A 16622-nucleotide genomic window follows, 5' to 3' on the forward strand; every position below is an offset into this window, starting at 1 on the left:
CGATGCCCCAACCCCGGGGTAGGGCGCTAACTCGCCTGGCGCGAACCATCCCTCGAGGGAAGCCACTTGAACACCACCGGGGCGAGCAGCACGAGGGCCGCGACGACCGTCGAGACAATACCCAAGCCCAGCACCGCGTGCGTGGTCACCGCGATGGGCGCGATGACCGTCATCCCGATCTCGAAGGGGGCGTAGGCCACGTAGGCCACGCCGTACTCGTTGAGCGTGCCCGACTTCATCTTCGGGTCCACGATCTTCAGCAGCGCGATGCCCGTCGCGACGGCGGCCGTGGCCCAGCCCCAGCCGAAGATCGCGCGCTCCAGCCACTGCGGGGCGAAGAAGCGCGGCGCGATGAGGAAGAAAAAGATCACGCAGTACACGGTGCCCGCGATGAAGAGGATGAGCAGCGGCACCCAGTAGCTCGCCACCGCGGCCGGGACGATGGAGGCGATACCGAAGGCGATGAGATAGTCCGTCGCCGCGCCCGAGACCGAGTTGATCGTGTCCGCGTCCAGGTACTTGGGCTTCCCCACGATCCGCAGCGCCAGCTTGCCCAGCAGGCCCACCACGAAGGACATCGCGAAGAGCGGGATGGACACCGTGGGGAACAGGTGCGAAATGCCCTTGTTCACCAGGTAGGCCACCATCACCGTGAAGGCGATGACGCCCACGTGGAGCGCCACCGGCTCGAGGGCCGAGGGGTTCGTCGTGGCGCGGCCGATGCTCGGGCGCTGCTGGACGTCGTCAATATATCCGCTGCGCAGCTCCCAGGGGAGCTTCTCCGGCATGGCTGCCGCGCGCTTGGTGCGGATGCCCCAGTTGGCGAAGATGATGCCGCCGACGACCGCGGCGAGCGTGCCCACCGTCGCGGAGGTGAAGCCGAGCGAGCTCGCGGCGTCGGCCCCCGCGGCCTCCACCGAGGAGCCCACGGCCGCCGCCGTTCCGAAGCCGCCGACGAACCCGACCGGCAGCATCATGCCGAACCAGTCCTCCACGCCCCAGATCGGCTTGAACACGAAAATGCCCAACAGGATGAACACGCCCCACTGGCCGACGAACATACCCGTCGAATAGGACCACATCGTCTTCGCACCCGTGCGCACCGAGGGGGTGAGGTTCATGGAATACGCCATCGATGCGAACACCACCGCGATGAGCAGCGAGGTGTACGTCCCAATGTGGTCCGAGAAGCCGATGAGCCCCAGGACCTCCGGGCCCAGGACCAGGCCCAAGAGCCCGGCCGTAATCGGCGAGGGGATGAGCAGCGTCTGGAAGAACGGGATCCTCCGGCGCAGCACATTGCCCACCACCATGAGAAGGGAAATCCAGCCCACATCGATCAACAGCGAATATGGCGTATAGTCCATGCCACCTCCTAGTAGTCCTCAGCACACCCTGTGCGACCAATGTGCCGTATATTACCCCTCCCTGAGGTCATTCTTAGTATCCACCGGGGCTGACTAGGGTAGACAGTCATGAGCCCGCAGCACCCGGAGGAGGATTCTCCCGCGCCCCTCGCCGACGTCGCCGGCCTCCTGCGCACCCGCGCCGAGGCCTTCCGCGCCGCTGCCCATGAGGCCTTCTTCCCCCGAGTACCGCAGGCCCGGATGCTCTTCCCCCGCTCCGGGCGCGGCCACGCGGGGCTGGTGCCCCTCCTCGCCGACGTCCTCGAGCGCTCCTCCACCCACATCCCCCCGCACGTGCGCGCCTACCTCGCCGAACACGGGCGCCGGCACCGTCGGCACGGCTTTCCGCCTGAGGCCTACGAGGACTTCGGCCAGGCCCTCGCCCACGCCCTCTCCCGCGTGGGGGTCGACGCCCACCTGCCGCCCGAACGCCTCGCCCTCGGGGCCGACATCCTCCGCGAGGCCTGCGCCGTCATGGCGGAATCCGCCGCCCGCGCGGACCTCGACGGCATCCCCGCCGCCTGGGCGGCCACCGTTGTGGACGTCGAGCACCGCAGCCGGCGGGTGAGCGTGCTGCGCCTCGACACCGGGATGCCACTCCCCTACCTGCCCGGGCAGGCCCTCCCCGTGAGCACCGATTACCTCGGCGGGGTGTGGATTCCCCTCTGCCCCGCCGTGCCGGCCACCCCCAGCGGGCAGGTGGAGTTCCACGTCTTCGCGCCCGGGCGGGCGAGGCCGGCGGACCTCCTGGCCCAGGCGCGGCCCGGGGACCTGTGGACGCTCGGGGCCGCCGAGGGCTCGCTCCAGCTCCCGGGTGCGGGCGTCGCGAGTGCCGGCGCGGGTGCCGCGGGCGCCGGCGCGGATGCCGCCCACCCCGCCCCGCGCGACCTTCTCCTCCTCGCCGAGGGCACCGGCATCGCCCCGCTGCGCGCGATGCTGCTTGAGCTCCTCGAGCACCCCGCCCCGCCCCGGGTGGACCTCCTTCACGTCGCACAGTACCCCGGGGAGCTCTATGACCAGGTGATTCTGGAAAACCTCGCCCGAGCCCTACCCTGGTTCCGCTACCGGCTAGCCAGCCGCGAGCCCGAGGACCCGTGGTGGCTGCGCCCCGCCTCGCTCCCCCGTGGATTCCGCCGCTGCGCCGGGGATATTCCCTGCGTGGGGGAGGAGAACCTCGGCGCCCTCGCCCTCCAGGGCGGGGAGGACGGGGACTATGCCGGGCGAGACGTGCTCCTCGCCGGGCCCGCCCGCGCCACCTATGCCGCCGCCACCGCGCTCTACCGCAGCGGCACCCCCTTCCACGACATCAGCTATTCCGCGTGGTGAACTCCCGCGGGCCGTCGAGCACCGGGATCGCCTCCCGCGCGGCGGCGACCTCCGCCACGTCGATCTCCGCGTAGAGGATCTCCTCCCCGTACCCGGCCTCGTGGAGCCGGATACCCGTCGGCCCCACAACGCAGGAGTGCCCGATCCCCGTGGGGCCGGAATCCTCGCCAGCCTTCGCCTCCCCGCCCGGGCGCGCCTGCCCGGCGGCGACGACAAAACTCGTGGAATCCAGCGCCCGCGCCGCCGTGAGCAGCCGCCACTGTTCGAGCTTCCCCGGGCCGTCCGCCCAGCTCGTCGGCACGCAGATGATTTGCGCCCCGGCGCGCGCGAGCGCCCGGAACTGCTCGGGGAAGCGAATGTCGAAGCAGATCGCGAACCCCAGGCGCATGCCGTCGACGTCGACGGTGAGCAGCTCCTCCCCCGGCTTCACGGTGTCCGACTCCCGGTAGGAGAAGGCGTCATAGGTGTGGATCTTCCGGTAGCCGGTGTGCACGCCCCGGCCCGTGACCAGCGCGGTGTTGTACACCCGGTTGATGCTGCCCACCGTGTCCGCCGGGCAGAACATCCCGCCCACCACGAGCACCCCCGCGCGCTCCGCCGCCTCTCGCAGCGACTGGGCGAAGGGGCCGTCGAGCGGCTCCGCCTGCGTGTCAAGCCGCCCCGAGTCAAAGGACTGGCTAAGCGCCTCCGGGAACACCACCACCTGGGCGCCGTGGGAGGCGGCCTCCTCGATGGCCGCGAGCGCCCGCTCGAGGTTCTCCGCCGCCTTAGCACACGTTTGGATCTGAATCACCGCAATTTTCATGTGAGCCACCCTACCTGTGGAGAACTCGAGTTATCCACAGCACGATGAGTCCGCTTCTCGACAGACGCCCCCTCCTCCGCTGTACTCAGCCCATGACTTCCATCACGTACTCCCTCGCCTCACGAGGGCTCCTCGCCCACATCCCGGACCTCGGCCCGCAGCTGCGCGAGGCCGTCGACACGAGCCCGCCGCTCGGGCGCTTCACCCAGACCAGCGCGGCTCTGCGCCAGCTCCTCGCCCAGCGCGCCGCACAGCTCGAGGCCCACAACCAGGCACTTCGCTCGCACCGCGCACAGGTCCTCTCTGTCCTCGACGACGTCCACCGCATCGACGATCACCTCTCCCACTCCCTCCACCAGCAGCACCCCGGGGAGCGGCCATGAGCAGCGCCGACCTGCACGCCGCCGGCGCCTCCCTCCGCAGCACCATCGACGACGTCGGCCGCCAACTCGACACCATCCGCCGCCACTGGGACGAGTCACTCCACGGAGCCGGCACCCGGGGCGATGCCCCCGACGCCGCCCTCCGGCACGCCGCCACCATTCTCGCGCTCACGCACAATGAGCTCCTCCCCCTCGCCGACGCCGTCCGCATCCTCCACCTCGCCGCCGAGCTTGAGGCCCCGCTGGAAAGCGCCCGCCGATTCATCATGCTGGCCTGGGGCCACACGACCCTCGGCCAGACGATGCTCCTCACCCTCCGCGCGATGAGCGAGAGCCTCGACGCCGCCTGCGCCGCGCAGCTCGCCGCCCTCTGCACCGCCGAGGCCGCGCCCGTGGCCCGGCCTTTCGAGGAATCCACCGAGCTCAGCGCCGAGGAGATCCACCGGCGCGCCCTCGCCCAGGCCCCGCCGGAGGTGCGTGAACTCCTCGCCACGAACCCGGACGCCACACTCCTGGAGGTCGGGCCCGACACGCTGGTCCTCGCGCTGGGGGATATTGACACCGCCGACTCGGTCACCACTCTGGTGGCCGGGGTCGGATCCTCCGCCCCGGAGAACTGGCCACGGCAGGTGGAGCGCCTCCGCGGCATCCACCCCGGCGCGGGCAGCGCGAGCGTCCTGTGGCTCGGCTACCAGGCCCCGAGCAGCATCCCGGCTGGGCTCGGCGGGGCGGCGGCACAGCGCGCGGCCCCCGAACTGCGCTCCTTCCAGCGGGAACTCGCCCGGCGTCGGCCGCAGCAGCGTCGCGTCCTCATGGGCTATAGCTACGGGTCTGTCGTCGCGGGGAGCGCCGCCGCCGGAGGGAAGGAGGGGGATCGGCTCGAGGCCGACGCCCTCATCCTCGTGGGAAGCCCCGGCGTCCCGGCGCGCCACGCCCAGGACCTTCACGTCCCGGAGGTCTACGCCGTCACCGGGGAGGCCGACCCCATCATGCTCAGCGCCGGCCCTGTGACCGGCGCCCACGGGGCCAACCCGGTGGGCCCGGACTTCGGGGCGCGGGTGTGGCCCTCGGGTTCTGCCCACTCCTCCTACTTCGAGGACCCCGACTTCCAGCGCCGGGTGAAGGAGGTGATCCGGGGGACGGCGGGGGCGGGCGCGGCGGGGAGCCGCTAGCGCGGGGCCCCGGGCGGCCGCGGGGGCCTAGAAGAGGCCGGTGGGATTCTCGTCGTAGGAGACGAGCATGTTCTTCACCTCTTGGTAGTGGCTGAGCATCATGAGGTGGGTCTCCCGGCCGATGCCCGACTCCTTGTAGCCGCCGAAGGCCGCGTGAGCGGGGTAGTTATGGTACTGGTTCACCCAGACGCGGCCGGCGTGGATCTCCCGGGCCGCGCGGTAGGCGGTGTTGCCGTGGCGGGACCACACGCCGGCGCCGAGGCCGTAGTTCGTGTCATTCGCAATGGCGATGGCCTCCTCGAAGCTGGAGAAGGTCGCCACGGAGAGAACGGGCCCGAAGATCTCCTCCCGGAAGATCCGCATGTCATTGGTGCCCTTGAACACGGTGGGCTCGATGTAGAAGCCGTTCTCCAGGCCGTCGATGTGGTTGACGTGGCCGCCGGTGAGCGTCGTGGCGCCCTCCTCCGGGCCGATGCGCAGGTAGGAGGAGATCTTGTCCATCTGCTCCTGGGAGGCCTGGGCGCCCATCATGGTCTCGGTGTCCAGGGGGTGGCCGATCTTAATGCGCCGGACCCGCTCGATGCCGAGCTCGAGGAACTCGTCGGCAATGGACTCGTGGACGAGGGCGCGGGAGGGGCACGTGCAGACCTCGCCCTGGTTGAGGGCGAACATGGTGAAGCCCTCGATGGCTTTCTCCCGGTAGGCGTCGTCGAATTCCATGACGTCGGGGAAGAAGATCGAGGGCGACTTGCCGCCCAGCTCCAGGGTGACGGGGATGATCTTATCGGAGGCCGCGCGGTTGATGATCTTGCCGACGTCGGTGGAGCCGGTGAAGGCGATCTTCGCGAGGCGGTCGGAGCTGGAGAGGGCGGCGCCGGCCTCCTCGCCGAGGCCGTTAACGATGTTGAGCACGCCGTCGGGCAGGAGATCCCCGATGAGGTTGACGAGGTAGAGGATCGAGGCGGGCGTCTGCTCCGCCGGCTTGAGGACGATGGTGTCCCCCGCGGCGAGGGCCGGCGCGATCTTCCACGCCGCCATGAGGATGGGGAAGTTCCACGGAATAATCTGGCCGACCACGCCGAGCGGCTCATAGAAGTGGTAGGCGACGGTGTTGTGGTCGATCTGCGACATCCGCCCCTCCTGGGTGCGGACGGCGCCAGCGAAGTAGCGGAAGTGGTCGATGGCGAGGGGGATGTCGGCGGCGAGGGTCTCACGGACCGCCTTGCCGTTTTCCCAGGTCTCGGCGACGGCCAGCTCCTCCAGGTGCTCCTCCATGCGGTCCGCAATGCGGTGGAGGATGAGGGCGCGCTCGGCGGCGGCGAGGCGACCCCAGGCGGGGGCGGCTTTCTCAGCGGCGTCGATGGCGAGGGTGACGTCCGCGGCTGTCGAGCGGGCGACTTGGCAGAATACCTCGCCGGTCACGGGGGTGACGTTGTCCATGTAGCGCCCCTCGACCGGCGGCACCCACTGGCCCCCGATGTAGTTGTCATAGCGCTTCTCGTAGGTGACGAGGGAGCCGTCGGTTCCGGGGTTCGCGTACAGAGTCATGGGAGGACCTCCATCCATCCGAATCATTGTGGGAGTGACGCGGCCCACAATACAGATGGATGGAGATCCTCGCTTCAGCGGCGTTCCGCCGAGTGGCGGCGACGCCCACCGGGCTCCCACATGACGATGGCCGTCGAGCGCGGGACGTGCACGATCTCCCCGCGGGGTCGGGCGTGCGGCTGGGATTTGAGCTCAGCGATGTCTTCCCGGAGCCGCTCGTTTTCCTTGCGGAGGCGGTCGTTTTTCTCTGCAAGCTCGATGATCGCCTTGATGCCGGCGAGGTTGACGCCGTCCTCTTGGCTCAGCCGCTGGATCTTGCGGAGCATGTCGACGTCCCGCCGGGAGTAGCGGCGGCCGCCCCCGGAGGTGCGCTGCGGGGTGACGAGCCCCAGCCGGTCATAGGTGCGCAGGGTCTGGGCGTGCATGCCGGCGAGTTCGGCGGCAACGGAGATGACGAAGACCTCGCCGAGGTCCTCCGTGTGCGTGGCGCGTGGGGTTTTCTTTGCCATGGTCTGTGTTCACCTCCTCTCGGGGTGCGTGCGGTGGTGCGGGACGGGCGGGGCGGGCGGCCGCTTAGGCGCGGCCCGCCCAGCCAGCCCGCGGGTCGAAGCCGGAATCGCGTTCGGCCTGGGCGTAGGTGCGCAGGGCGCTCGTCGCCCGGACGTCGAGATTCTTCGGAACAGTGACGCGGACGGTGACGAGGAGATCACCGGCCCCGCCGCCGCGGCGCTGGATGCCGCGCCCGCGGACGCGGAGGGTCCGGCCGTCCGGGGTGCCGGCGGGCACCTTGACGCGGACCGGGGCGTCGAGGGTGGGCACCGTGATGGTGTCCCCCAGCGCGAGCTCCGCGAAGGAGACGGGCACCGTCACCTCGAGGTCATCCCCGTGGCGGGTGAAGACGTCATCGTGCGTGACGTGCACGGTGACGAAGAGGTCTCCGGCGGGCTTGCCGTTGGGCCCGGCCTCGCCCTTCCCGGCGAGGCGCACCTTCTGGCCATCTACCACACCCGGGGGGATGCGCACGGTGATGCTCCGCGTGCGGTTCACCGTGCCGGTCCCGGAGCAGTGGGTGCAGGGATCGGTGATGATCTGCCCCGTCCCCTGGCACTTCTGGCAGGGGGCCGAGAACCCGAAGGCGCCCCGGTTCTCCGAGGTGAAGCCGGTGCCCTGACAGTCGCCGCAGGTGCCGGGGTTCCCGGAGATGGAGCCCGAGCCGTGGCACTGGTTGCAGGGGGCGTCGCCGGTGATCTGCAGGGTGATCGTCGAGCCCTTTGCCGCCTCGCGGAAGTTGAGGGTTATTTCCGTCTCGACGTCGGCCCCCCGCGATGGCCTCGCCGAGTGGCGAGTAGTACCGCCGCCGTTAAAGAGGCCGCCGAAGATATCCCCAAGGCCGCCATCGCGAGAATATCCTCCGTCTTGGCGTGCTTGCGCCGCTTGGCCGAAGAGGTCGTCCATCGAGAAGCCTTCGCTCGAGCTGCGAAACCCGCCCGGAAATCCGGAACCACCTCCCCGGCCGAATCCCGCGAAGCCGCCGGAGCGGAGCATCGCCTTGAGCTCGTCGTATTCCTTGCGCTTCTTCTTGTCGCCGATGACGTCATAGGCCTCGGCGGCCTTCTTGAAGCGCTCCTCGGCGGCCTTGTCGCCGGGGTTGGCGTCGGGGTGATTCGCCCGAGCGATCTTCCGGTAGGCCTTCTTGATTTCTTCTTCACTCGCGGACGAGGAGACCCCCAGGTCCGCGTAGTAGTCCTTATCTGCCCATTCTTGCTGCGTCACTGGGCATCTCCTCCTCCCTGTGATTCGAAAAGGGGCGCCGACGCTTCCCGGTGGTGCCCGGGGAGGCCGACGCCGCGCTGGTCATTGCTGGTTACTCTTCCTCTTCGGTGGTGTCCACCGGGTCCGCGATGATGACCATCGCGCTGCGGACCATCTGGTCCCCGACCCGGTAGCCCTTGCGCAGCACTGTGCCGAGGGCTTTGTCATCGCCGGAGGAGAGGTCCTGGACGGCCTCGTGGATCTCCGGGTCAAACTCGTCGCCTTCTGCGCCGAAGGGTTCCAGCTTCTCCGCGGCGAGCACTCCGCGGAACTTGTCGGCGAAGGCCTTGAGCGGGCCTTCTTCGAGGTCACCGTGCTGCTCAGCGAGGTCCAGGTCATCCATGATGGTGAGGAACTTCGCGATGAGCCCCGCCCGGGCGCCCTCAGCGATGCTGGTGCGCTCCCGGTCGGTCCGGCGGCGGTAGTTCGCGTATTCCGCGGACACCCGCTTGAGGTCGTCGGTCCGCTCGTCGAGTTGGGCCTGGAGGTCAGCGGCCAGCGCCGCCTCCGTGTCCGCTGCGGCTTCGGCCTCGGCCTGGGCGTCCACCGGCTCGACGCCGTCGAGCTCCGGTTCGGGCTCGACGACCTCCGCGTCCTCGATCACCTCAGCCGACGTGGTGTCCTCCTCACCGGGGATGACCTCGGGGTCCGTCACCTCGGGGTCACCCGGGTTGTCGGGCATCTCGTGGGGCTGGGTCACTTCTTCTCACCGTCCTCATCGTCGACGACCTCCGCGTCCACGACATCGTCGTCCTGCTGCCCGGCGGAGTCCGCCTGCGTGGCGCCGCTGTTGGCCTGGGCCTCGTACAGCGCGGTGCCCATGGCCTGGGCTTCCTTGTTGAGCTTCTCGACGGCCGACTTGATGGCCTCGAGGTCATCGCCCTTGAGCGCCTCGTCGACGCCCTTCGCGGCCTCTTCCACCTTGGTGCGGATGTCCTCGGAGATCTTGTCGGAGTTGTCCTCGGCCACCTTGCGGGTGTTGTACACGGCCTGCTCGGCGGCGTTGCGGGTCTCCTGCTCCTCGCGGCGCTTCTTGTCCTCTTCCGCGTGGGCCTCGGCGTCCTTGATCATGCGATCAATCTCCTCCTGGGACAGGCCGGAGCCGTCCTGGATCTTGATCGTGTTCTCCTTGCCGGTGCCCTTGTCCTTCGCGGTGACGTGGACGATGCCGTTGGCGTCGATGTCGAAGGTCACCTCGATCTGCGGGACGCCGCGCGGCGCCGGGGCGATGCCACCGAGCTCGAAGGAGCCCAGGAGCTTGTTGGCGGAGGCCATCTCGCGCTCGCCCTGGAAGACCTGGATCTGCACGGAGGGCTGGTTGTCCTCGGCGGTGGTGAAGGTCTCGGAGCGCTTCGTCGGGATGGTGGTGTTCCGCTCGATGAGCTTGGTCATCACGCCACCCTTGGTCTCAATACCGAGGGACAGCGGGGTGACGTCGAGAAGGAGCACGTCCTTGACGTCGCCGCGGAGAACGCCGGCCTGCAGGGCGGCACCCATGGCCACGACCTCATCCGGGTTGACGCCCTTGTTGGGCTCGCGGCCGCCGGTGAGCTCCTTGACGAGCTCGGTCACGGCCGGCATACGGGTGGAACCACCGACGAGCACGACGTGGTCGATGTCGGAGATCGAGAGGTCCGCGTCCTTGATGACCCGGTTGAAGGGCTCCTTGGTGCGGTCGAGGAGGTCCTGGGTGATCCGCTGGAACTCGGTGCGGCTCAGCGTCTCATCGAGGAAGAGCGGGTTCTTGTCCTGGTCCACCGTGATGTACGGCAGGTTGATGGTGGCCTGCTGGGAGCTGGACAGCTCAATCTTGGCCTTCTCTGCCGCCTCGCGGAGACGCTGGAGCGCCATCTTGTCCTTCGTGAGGTCAATGCCGTGGGCGCTCTTGAACTTCTCGACGAGCCAGTCGACAATCCGCTGGTCCCAGTCATCGCCACCGAGCTGGTTATCACCGGCCGTCGCCATGACCTCGACGACGCCATCGCCGATCTCCAGCAGGGAGACGTCGAAGGTACCGCCACCAAGGTCGAAGACCAGGATGGTCTGCTCCTTGTCGCCCTTCTCCAGGCCGTAGGCGAGGGCGGCGGCCGTCGGCTCGTTGACAATACGGAGAACGTTGAGGCCCGCGATCTGGCCGGCCTCCTTGGTGGCCTGGCGCTGGGCGTCCTCGAAGTAGGCCGGGACGGTAATAACGGCGTCCGTGACGTCCTCGCCGAGGTAGGCCTCCGCGTCCCTCTTCAGCTTCATGAGGGTACGGGCGGAAATCTCCTGCGGGGTGTACTCCTTGTCATCGATGCTGACCTTCCAGTCCGTACCGATGTGGCGCTTCACGGAACGCACGGTGCGGTCGACGTTCGTCACCGCCTGGTTCTTCGCGGACTGACCGACGAGCACCTCGCCGTTCTTCGCGAAAGCAACAATCGACGGGGTCGTGCGGGACCCCTCCGAGTTTGCAATAACCTTGGCCTCCCCGCCCTCGAGGGCAGAGACGACCGAGTTCGTCGTACCAAGATCAATTCCGACTGCACGTCCCATGATGAGCTCCTTTTCTGTGGTCTTTCTTGAACGCTGGGGACTACTCTAACATCCCCTTGAGTCTGCGTCACTCAACCTGACACTTCCTGCAACGGACGACCCAGCAAACTTGTTCCCACTTCGCTCAACTTTTTTCGTTTCCCCTGGTCAGCGCCTCGAAATAGAGCGTCGAACATCACTCATCTGAAGGATGAAAAAGAATTGCCTACCCTGGGGGACGTACCTCATCACAGGCTGCAAAGGAGAGAACATATGAACACTGAGCAGGCGCAGATCATGCGCGAGGGCAAGGGCTTCATCGCGGCTCTGGATCAGTCCGGCGGATCCACGCCGAAGGCCCTCCGCCTCTACGGTATCCCGGAAGACCAGTACTCCACCGACGAGGAGATGTTTAACCTCGTCCACGAGATGCGCACCCGCATCATCACCTCCCCCTCCTTCACCTCCGAGCACATTATCGCGGCCATCCTCTTCGAGGCCACGATGGACCGGGAGATCGAGGGCCTTCCCACCGCCCAGTACCTGTGGGAGAAGAAGGGCGTCGTGCCGCTCCTCAAGACCGACAAGGGCCTTGCCGACGCCGAGAACGGCGTCCAGGTCATGAAGCCGAACCCCGGCCTCGACGACCTCTGCGAGCGCGCGGTGAAGAAGGGCATCTTCGGCACCAAGATGCGTTCCTTCATCGCTGAGGCGAACCCGGAGGGCATCAAGGCCGTCGTGGCCCAACAGTTCGAGGTCGGCCGCCAGATCCTCGGCCACGGCCTCGTCCCGATCATCGAGCCGGAGGTCTCCATCGACTGCCCCGACAAGGTCGAGGCCGAGCGCATCCTCCACGACGAGATCGCCGCCGAGCTGGACAAGCTCCCCGAGGACCAGCAGGTCATGCTCAAGGTCACCATCCCCACCGAGGATGGCTTCTACACGCCGCTCATCGAGCACCCGCGGGTCATGCGCGTCGTGGCCCTCTCCGGTGGCTACGAGCGCGACGACGCCAACGAGCGCCTCTCCCGCAACCCGGGCCTCATCGCGTCCTTCTCCCGCGCACTGACCGAGGGCCTCTCCGCCCAGCAGTCCGCCGAGGAGTTCGACGCCACCCTCGCGGCCTCCACGAAGAGCATCTACGAGGCCTCGATCGCCTAGCGGCCGACGCCCCGTCAGCGCTCCGCTGAACACAGAAGAACCCCGGGCCTGGCCCGGGGTTCGTGCGTGTCTGGCCGCGCGCGGCCGCGCCTGGCTATTTCTCACTCACCGAGGCGATGAGCGCCGTGAGCGCGTCGACGGACTCCGCCATGCGCGCGCTCTCCCACTCGTCGAGCGGGACCTCGATCCGCCGCTCCACGCCGCGGCCCCCGATGATGCACGGGGTGGAGAGCGAGACGTCGCCGTCGTGGCCATATTCGCCGCGCAGGAGCGTCGAGACGGGGACGACGATCTTCGAGTTCAGCATCACCGAGCGGGCGAGGGTGATCGCGCTGGCGGCGACGCCGGCGGAGGTCCAGCCCTTCGCCTCGAGGACATCCATGCCGGCCTTGTTGGTCCGGTGCATGAGTTCCTCGCGCGGGAGGAGTTCGGAGACGCCGAAGACCTCCGGGAACTGCTCGTAGGGCACGCCCGCGACGGAGATCCCCGACATGTAGGGGAAGCCGGTGGCGCCGTGCTCGCCGAGCATGGCGGCGTGGACGTAGTCGGGGTCCACGTCGAGGATGTCCGCGACGAGCCGGCAGAGCCTCGCGGAGTCGAGCAGCAGGCCGGTGCCCATGATCTTCTCCACCGGATAGTCGAACTCCGTGGATGCGATGTGGACGAGGAGGTCCACGGGGTTGGAGACCATGATGATCACGGCGTCGCGGGTGCGCTGGACGATCTCGCCCATCGCCTGGCGAACGATCGCGGCATTGCGCGTGGCGAGGAGGTTGCGGGCGTCGAGGGCCGAGTCCTCCGGGCGGATCGAGGGGCCCGCGGTGTAGATGATGATGTCGGCGTCGGCGCAGGCGTCATAGTCCGCGACGTGCACGTAGACGTTGCCCACCCCGGGCAGGGCGGTGGCCTGGTGCTGGTCGAGCGCCTGCCCCTCGGCCATCGTGGTGTTCGCGTCGATGAGCGCGATCTCGCTGAACAGCCCCGAGGACATCGCGTGGGCGAGGACGGCGTCGCCGACATGCCCCACACCGATCAAAACGAGCTTGTGGCCTGGCACGACTTTCTCCTTTTTCTCTCTGCGCTTCCAGTACAGGCTCATAGTATTGCGAGCCATTGCGGAGCGCGAGCGGCGCGCGGGCGCGCGGCGCGCGGGGCGCGCCTGCCTCCCGCTCCTCCCCGCTAACTCGGCGCGAACATCCGCAGCGAGGTCTCGCAGACCACCACCCGCGGCCCGGTCCCCTCGCTCGCGGTCGCGATGGCCTCGACGAGCTCCTCGGCGGCCCCCGGCGCGGCGGCGTCCTCGATGCGGCAGCGCGTCGCGGGCACCCCGAAGGCCTCGGCCACGCGGAGGAAGTCGGGCCGGGCGAGTTCCGTGCCCACCGCGCGCCCGAAGGTGTCGTTCATGTACTCGCGGAGGATGCCGTAGCCGCCGTCGTCGATGATGATCCACGTCACCGGCAGCTTGTGCTGCACGGCCACGGCGAGCTCCGCGAGGGAGTACATGGCGGAGCCATCCCCCGCGATGGCGTAGGTGCGCTCGCCGCGGGCCACCGCCCCGCCGATCGCCGCCGGGAAGCCGTAGCCCAGCCCGCCGGCCCCCTGCGCGGTGGCGCTAAGGCCCTCGCGCGGGTCCCACAGGTTCCACGCCCAATACGCGGCGATGGTCATATCCCAGTACGTCGCGGCCCCCGACGGGATGGCGCGGCGCAGCGCGGCCATGAACGCGCGCTCGTGGGCGAGGTCCTGCCCGTCGAGCCGCCGCAGGATCGCCTCGCGCACGCGGGCGGCCCGCTCCTCCCCCGCGCGCGCGGAGAGCCCGGCGGGAAGCCCGGCGCCCAGGCGGCGGAGGAACTCGCCGGCGTCGGCGCAGACCCCAAGGACGTCGTGGTTGGAGCCCAGCACCGCGGGGTTGGCGTCCACCTGGATGACCGTGCCGCGCGGGCGGAGGCTGAAGTAGTTCGAGGTCACCTCCCCCATCGAGGTGCCCAGCGCGAGCAGCACGTCTGCCTCCGCCAGGAGGTCGGTGACCGCCCGGTCCTCCACCCAAGAGCCCACGCTCAGCGGGTGGTCCAGCGGGAGGGCGCCGACGGCCGCCCCCGTGCACGCCACCGGGGCGCCCAGCCGCTCGGCCACGGCGCGGAGGGCCGAGTCCGCGCCCGCGCTCCGCGCCACCCCGCCCCCGGCGAGGATCACCGGCTTCTCCGCGCGCGCGAGGAGCCCGGCCGCCTGCTCCGCGCAGCCGGGCGCGGCGGCGTCCGGCTCCCGGGGATCGATGTGTTGCTCGGTGAGGGTCTCCGCGAGGAGCACGTCCTGCGGGACCTCCACCCAGACGGGGCCCTGCGGGGCGCTGAGGGCCGCGTGGTGGGCGTCGGCAAGGACCTGCGGGAGGGCCGAGCCGTGGCGCACGGTGTACTGCGCTTTTGTCACTTGGGCGGCGGCGCTGGCCTGGGAGACGAGTTGGTGGAGGAAGCCCTTGCGCGCGCCGCCAAGGCCGGCCGCCGGAATCTGGGCGCACACGACGAGGACGGGCACGCCGCTCGCGTAGGCCTCCTGGAGGCCGGCGAGGGAGGTGAGCGCCCCGGGCCCCGTCGAGAGGAAGAGGGCGGCCGGGCGGCCGGTGGCGCGGGCGTAGCCGTCGGCGGCGAAGGCGGCGTTGTTCTCCACGCGCGCGGAGGTGTAGCGGAGGGAGGAGCCCTCGAGGGCGTCGAAGAGCGCGAGGGCGTGCTGCCCGGGGATTCCGAAGACGTCGGTGATGCCGAGGTCCTCGAGGGTCTCGACGATCACCTGCCCACCTGTCCTAGGCATGGGTCTCCTTCCCGGCGCGCAGGTCCGCCATGAGGGTGATGAGGTCATAGGCGACGTGGGAGGCCGCGATGCCGGTGAGCTCGGCGTGGTCATAGGCAGGGGCGACCTCGACGACGTCCGCCCCGACGATGTTGAGCCCGCGCAGGCCGCGGAGGATCTCGAGGATTTCGCGGCTCGTCATGCCGCCGGCCTCCGGGGTGCCGGTGCCGGGCGCGTGGGCGGGGTCGAGGACGTCGATGTCGACGGAGATGTAGAGGGGGCGGCGGCCGACGCGCTGGCGGAGGCGGTCGACGACCTCGTCGACGCCCTGGCGGAAGACATCCGAGCTGGTGATGATGCCGAAGCCGAAGCGGCGGTCATCCTCGAGGTCCTTCTTCCCGTAGAGGGGGCCGCGGGTGCCGACGTGGCAGATCGCCTCCGTGTCGATGACCCCCTCCTCCACGGCGCGGCGGAAGGGGGTGCCGTGGGTGTAGTCGGCGCCGAAGTAGGTGTCCCAGGTGTCGAGGTGGGCGTCGAAGTGGAGGAAGGCGACGGGCTGGCCGGCGCGGGCCGTCGCGGCGCGCAGCAGCGGCAGCGCGATGGTGTGGTCCCCGCCGATGGTGAGGAGGGAGGAGCCGTCGGCGGTGAGCTCAAGGGCGTCGTGCTCGATGCTCTCGATGGCCTCGTTGATGTTGAAGGGGTTGACGGCCATGTCGCCGGCGTCCACCACCTGGGCCTGGGCGAAGGGGGAGGTGTCCGTCGCGGGGTTGTAGGGGCGCAGGAGGCGGGAGGACTGGCGCACGTGCTGGCAGCCGAAGCGCGCCCCCGGCCGGTAGGACACGCCCGCGTCGAAGGGGATGCCCACGACCTTGATGTCGGGGTGGTGCCCCTCGGGGAGGTCCCGCAGGCGCGGGAGCAGGGCGTAGGTGGCCTCGCCGCTGAAGCGGGGGACGAGGGCCGAGTTCACCGGCCCGATGTTCCCGCCGTCGACGATCCGCGGGGTCTGAAGCATGAGAGCACTCCTTTCAACTGGTATCTGGCGTCAGTGCGCCGGGTAGCGCGTGAGGATCCACAGCACCTCGCACGGGAGATCCGCGCGCGGGTTGAACCACGTGTGAGCCTCCGCGCCCGGGAAGGTCACGGTGTCACCGCGGTGGAGGTGATACTCCTTCTTCACGGTGACCAGCACGAACTCCCCCGACACGACGTGCAGGGCCTCCGTGGCGCAGTCCATCGTGTAGAGCTCCTCCTCGCCCTGGCCGCCGGGGGCGATCTCCGCGTGGATGATCTGCAGCCCCCGCTGGTGCGGCGGCGTGAGAAGGCGTTCCGTGATCCCCTCCCCGCCGAGGTCCACCACCGGGGCGTCCGCGAAGAGCACCTGGTGGCTGGCGGGGGCGTCGAGCACCTCCCCCGCGCTGATCCCCAGCGCCTGGCACATCTTCACGAGGGTGGAGACGGAGGGGCTCGTGAGGTCCCGCTCGACGCGGGAGATGAATCCCTTGGAGAGCCCGGTGGCCTGGCTGATCTGGTCGAGGGTGAGGCGACGCTGCTCGCGGAGGGCGCGCAGGCGGTGGCCGAGGGCGAGCTCCGAGGCGGCCTCGCCCTCCTTCGCGCGCGCGGAGAGCCCAGGGGGCTGGAGGGGGAGAGATTTCATGGTTGGTCCAATCGTGCAGGATGGTTGCCTATGAGACAACTACAGTTTATTCTAGGG

Annotated in this window: 15 protein-coding genes; 4 read left to right on the top strand and 11 right to left on the bottom strand. The window is 69.3% G+C overall.

Annotated features, from left to right (window positions below):
• Positions 1-26: 26 nt before the first annotated feature.
• A complete protein-coding gene (locus L1O03_RS08840) occupies positions 27-1367 on the bottom strand; it encodes a sodium/glutamate symporter (protein ID WP_236119419.1) in 1341 nt (446 codons plus the stop codon).
• A 108-nt stretch (positions 1368-1475) separates the two neighbouring features.
• Here L1O03_RS08840 and L1O03_RS08845 point away from each other — a divergent pair, with 108 nt between their 5' ends.
• Positions 1476-2732, top strand: coding sequence for a hypothetical protein (locus tag L1O03_RS08845; RefSeq protein ID WP_236119420.1), 1257 nt, complete (start codon positions 1476-1478; stop codon positions 2730-2732).
• Here L1O03_RS08845 and L1O03_RS08850 read toward each other — a convergent pair.
• On the bottom strand, positions 2713-3537 hold the full coding sequence (locus L1O03_RS08850; protein ID WP_236119421.1) for a carbon-nitrogen hydrolase family protein: 825 nt from the start codon (positions 3535-3537) through the stop codon (positions 2713-2715). The genes L1O03_RS08845 and L1O03_RS08850 overlap by 20 nt on opposite strands.
• Positions 3538-3629: 92 nt before the next feature.
• On the opposite strand from L1O03_RS08850, the gene L1O03_RS08855 reads away from it, so the two are divergent.
• Together L1O03_RS08855 and L1O03_RS08860 are read left to right on the top strand one after the other, a co-directional pair.
• Positions 3630-3920 carry a hypothetical protein gene (locus tag L1O03_RS08855; RefSeq protein WP_236119422.1) on the top strand — a complete coding sequence of 97 codons (291 nt, stop codon included), beginning with the start codon at positions 3630-3632 and terminating at the stop codon, positions 3918-3920.
• Positions 3917-5092, top strand: a complete 1176-nt coding sequence (locus L1O03_RS08860) for an alpha/beta hydrolase (RefSeq protein WP_236119423.1) — start codon at positions 3917-3919, stop codon at positions 5090-5092. Before L1O03_RS08855 ends, L1O03_RS08860 begins: the two co-directional genes overlap by 4 nt.
• A 27-nt stretch (positions 5093-5119) precedes the next feature.
• Here the strand turns inward: L1O03_RS08860 and exaC are convergent, their stop codons facing one another.
• From exaC to dnaK, 5 genes are all read right to left on the bottom strand, one after another.
• Positions 5120-6640: an acetaldehyde dehydrogenase ExaC gene (gene exaC, locus L1O03_RS08865; protein ID WP_236119424.1), complete on the bottom strand. Its 1521-nt coding sequence runs from the start codon at positions 6638-6640 to the stop codon at positions 5120-5122.
• A 74-nt stretch (positions 6641-6714) separates the two neighbouring features.
• On the bottom strand, positions 6715-7149 hold the full coding sequence (locus L1O03_RS08870) for a heat shock protein transcriptional repressor HspR (RefSeq protein WP_236119425.1): 435 nt from the start codon (positions 7147-7149) through the stop codon (positions 6715-6717).
• A 64-nt stretch (positions 7150-7213) separates the two neighbouring features.
• On the bottom strand, positions 7214-8413 hold the full coding sequence (dnaJ, locus tag L1O03_RS08875) for a molecular chaperone DnaJ (RefSeq protein ID WP_236119426.1): 1200 nt from the start codon (positions 8411-8413) through the stop codon (positions 7214-7216).
• Positions 8414-8504: 91 nt separating this feature from the next.
• Positions 8505-9152 carry a nucleotide exchange factor GrpE gene (grpE, locus tag L1O03_RS08880; protein ID WP_236119427.1) on the bottom strand — a complete coding sequence of 216 codons (648 nt, stop codon included), beginning with the start codon at positions 9150-9152 and terminating at the stop codon, positions 8505-8507.
• Complete coding sequence (gene dnaK / locus L1O03_RS08885; protein WP_236119428.1) at positions 9149-10987, bottom strand: molecular chaperone DnaK; 1839 nt, start codon at positions 10985-10987, stop codon at positions 9149-9151. Before dnaK ends, grpE begins: the two co-directional genes overlap by 4 nt.
• Before the next feature lie 252 nt (positions 10988-11239).
• Here dnaK and L1O03_RS08890 point away from each other — a divergent pair, with 252 nt between their 5' ends.
• The gene (locus L1O03_RS08890; RefSeq protein ID WP_236119429.1) at positions 11240-12127 is read left to right on the top strand and encodes a fructose bisphosphate aldolase; all 888 of its coding nucleotides are present in this window, start codon (positions 11240-11242) and stop codon (positions 12125-12127) included.
• A gap of 94 nt (positions 12128-12221) precedes the next feature.
• On the opposite strand, the gene L1O03_RS08895 is transcribed toward L1O03_RS08890, so the two are convergent.
• The 4 genes from L1O03_RS08895 to L1O03_RS08910 all read right to left on the bottom strand — a co-directional run bounded on the left by L1O03_RS08895 (position 12222) and on the right by L1O03_RS08910 (position 16565).
• On the bottom strand, positions 12222-13184 hold the full coding sequence (locus L1O03_RS08895; protein WP_236119430.1) for a lactate/malate family dehydrogenase: 963 nt from the start codon (positions 13182-13184) through the stop codon (positions 12222-12224).
• Between the two features lie 122 nt (positions 13185-13306).
• The gene (locus L1O03_RS08900) at positions 13307-14932 is read right to left on the bottom strand and encodes a thiamine pyrophosphate-binding protein (RefSeq protein ID WP_236119431.1); all 1626 of its coding nucleotides are present in this window, start codon (positions 14930-14932) and stop codon (positions 13307-13309) included.
• Positions 14925-15923: an agmatinase gene (speB, locus tag L1O03_RS08905; protein WP_236119432.1), complete on the bottom strand. Its 999-nt coding sequence runs from the start codon at positions 15921-15923 to the stop codon at positions 14925-14927. The genes L1O03_RS08900 and speB overlap by 8 nt, the downstream gene beginning before the upstream one ends.
• Positions 15924-15953: 30 nt before the next feature.
• Positions 15954-16565, bottom strand: a complete 612-nt coding sequence (locus tag L1O03_RS08910) for a helix-turn-helix domain-containing protein (protein ID WP_236119433.1) — start codon at positions 16563-16565, stop codon at positions 15954-15956.
• Positions 16566-16622 lie beyond the last annotated feature (57 nt).

Source organism: Corynebacterium uropygiale (assembly GCF_021568315.1).
GTDB classification, from domain to species: domain Bacteria; phylum Actinomycetota; class Actinomycetes; order Mycobacteriales; family Mycobacteriaceae; genus Corynebacterium; species Corynebacterium uropygiale.

Coding starts and splice junctions, on each gene's coding strand:
- L1O03_RS08890 (WP_236119429.1), top strand. CDS start 11,240: ATGAACACTGAGCAGGCGCAGATCATGCGCGAGGGCAAGGGCTTCATC.
- L1O03_RS08860 (WP_236119423.1), top strand. CDS start 3,917: ATGAGCAGCGCCGACCTGCACGCCGCCGGCGCCTCCCTCCGCAGCACC.
- L1O03_RS08910 (WP_236119433.1), bottom strand. CDS start 16,565: ATGAAATCTCTCCCCCTCCAGCCCCCTGGGCTCTCCGCGCGCGCGAAG.
- exaC (WP_236119424.1), bottom strand. CDS start 6,640: ATGACTCTGTACGCGAACCCCGGAACCGACGGCTCCCTCGTCACCTAC.
- speB (WP_236119432.1), bottom strand. CDS start 15,923: ATGCTTCAGACCCCGCGGATCGTCGACGGCGGGAACATCGGGCCGGTG.
- L1O03_RS08855 (WP_236119422.1), top strand. CDS start 3,630: ATGACTTCCATCACGTACTCCCTCGCCTCACGAGGGCTCCTCGCCCAC.
- L1O03_RS08900 (WP_236119431.1), bottom strand. CDS start 14,932: ATGCCTAGGACAGGTGGGCAGGTGATCGTCGAGACCCTCGAGGACCTC.
- dnaK (WP_236119428.1), bottom strand. CDS start 10,987: ATGGGACGTGCAGTCGGAATTGATCTTGGTACGACGAACTCGGTCGTC.
- L1O03_RS08850 (WP_236119421.1), bottom strand. CDS start 3,537: ATGAAAATTGCGGTGATTCAGATCCAAACGTGTGCTAAGGCGGCGGAG.
- L1O03_RS08840 (WP_236119419.1), bottom strand. CDS start 1,367: ATGGACTATACGCCATATTCGCTGTTGATCGATGTGGGCTGGATTTCC.
- L1O03_RS08870 (WP_236119425.1), bottom strand. CDS start 7,149: ATGGCAAAGAAAACCCCACGCGCCACGCACACGGAGGACCTCGGCGAG.
- L1O03_RS08845 (WP_236119420.1), top strand. CDS start 1,476: ATGAGCCCGCAGCACCCGGAGGAGGATTCTCCCGCGCCCCTCGCCGAC.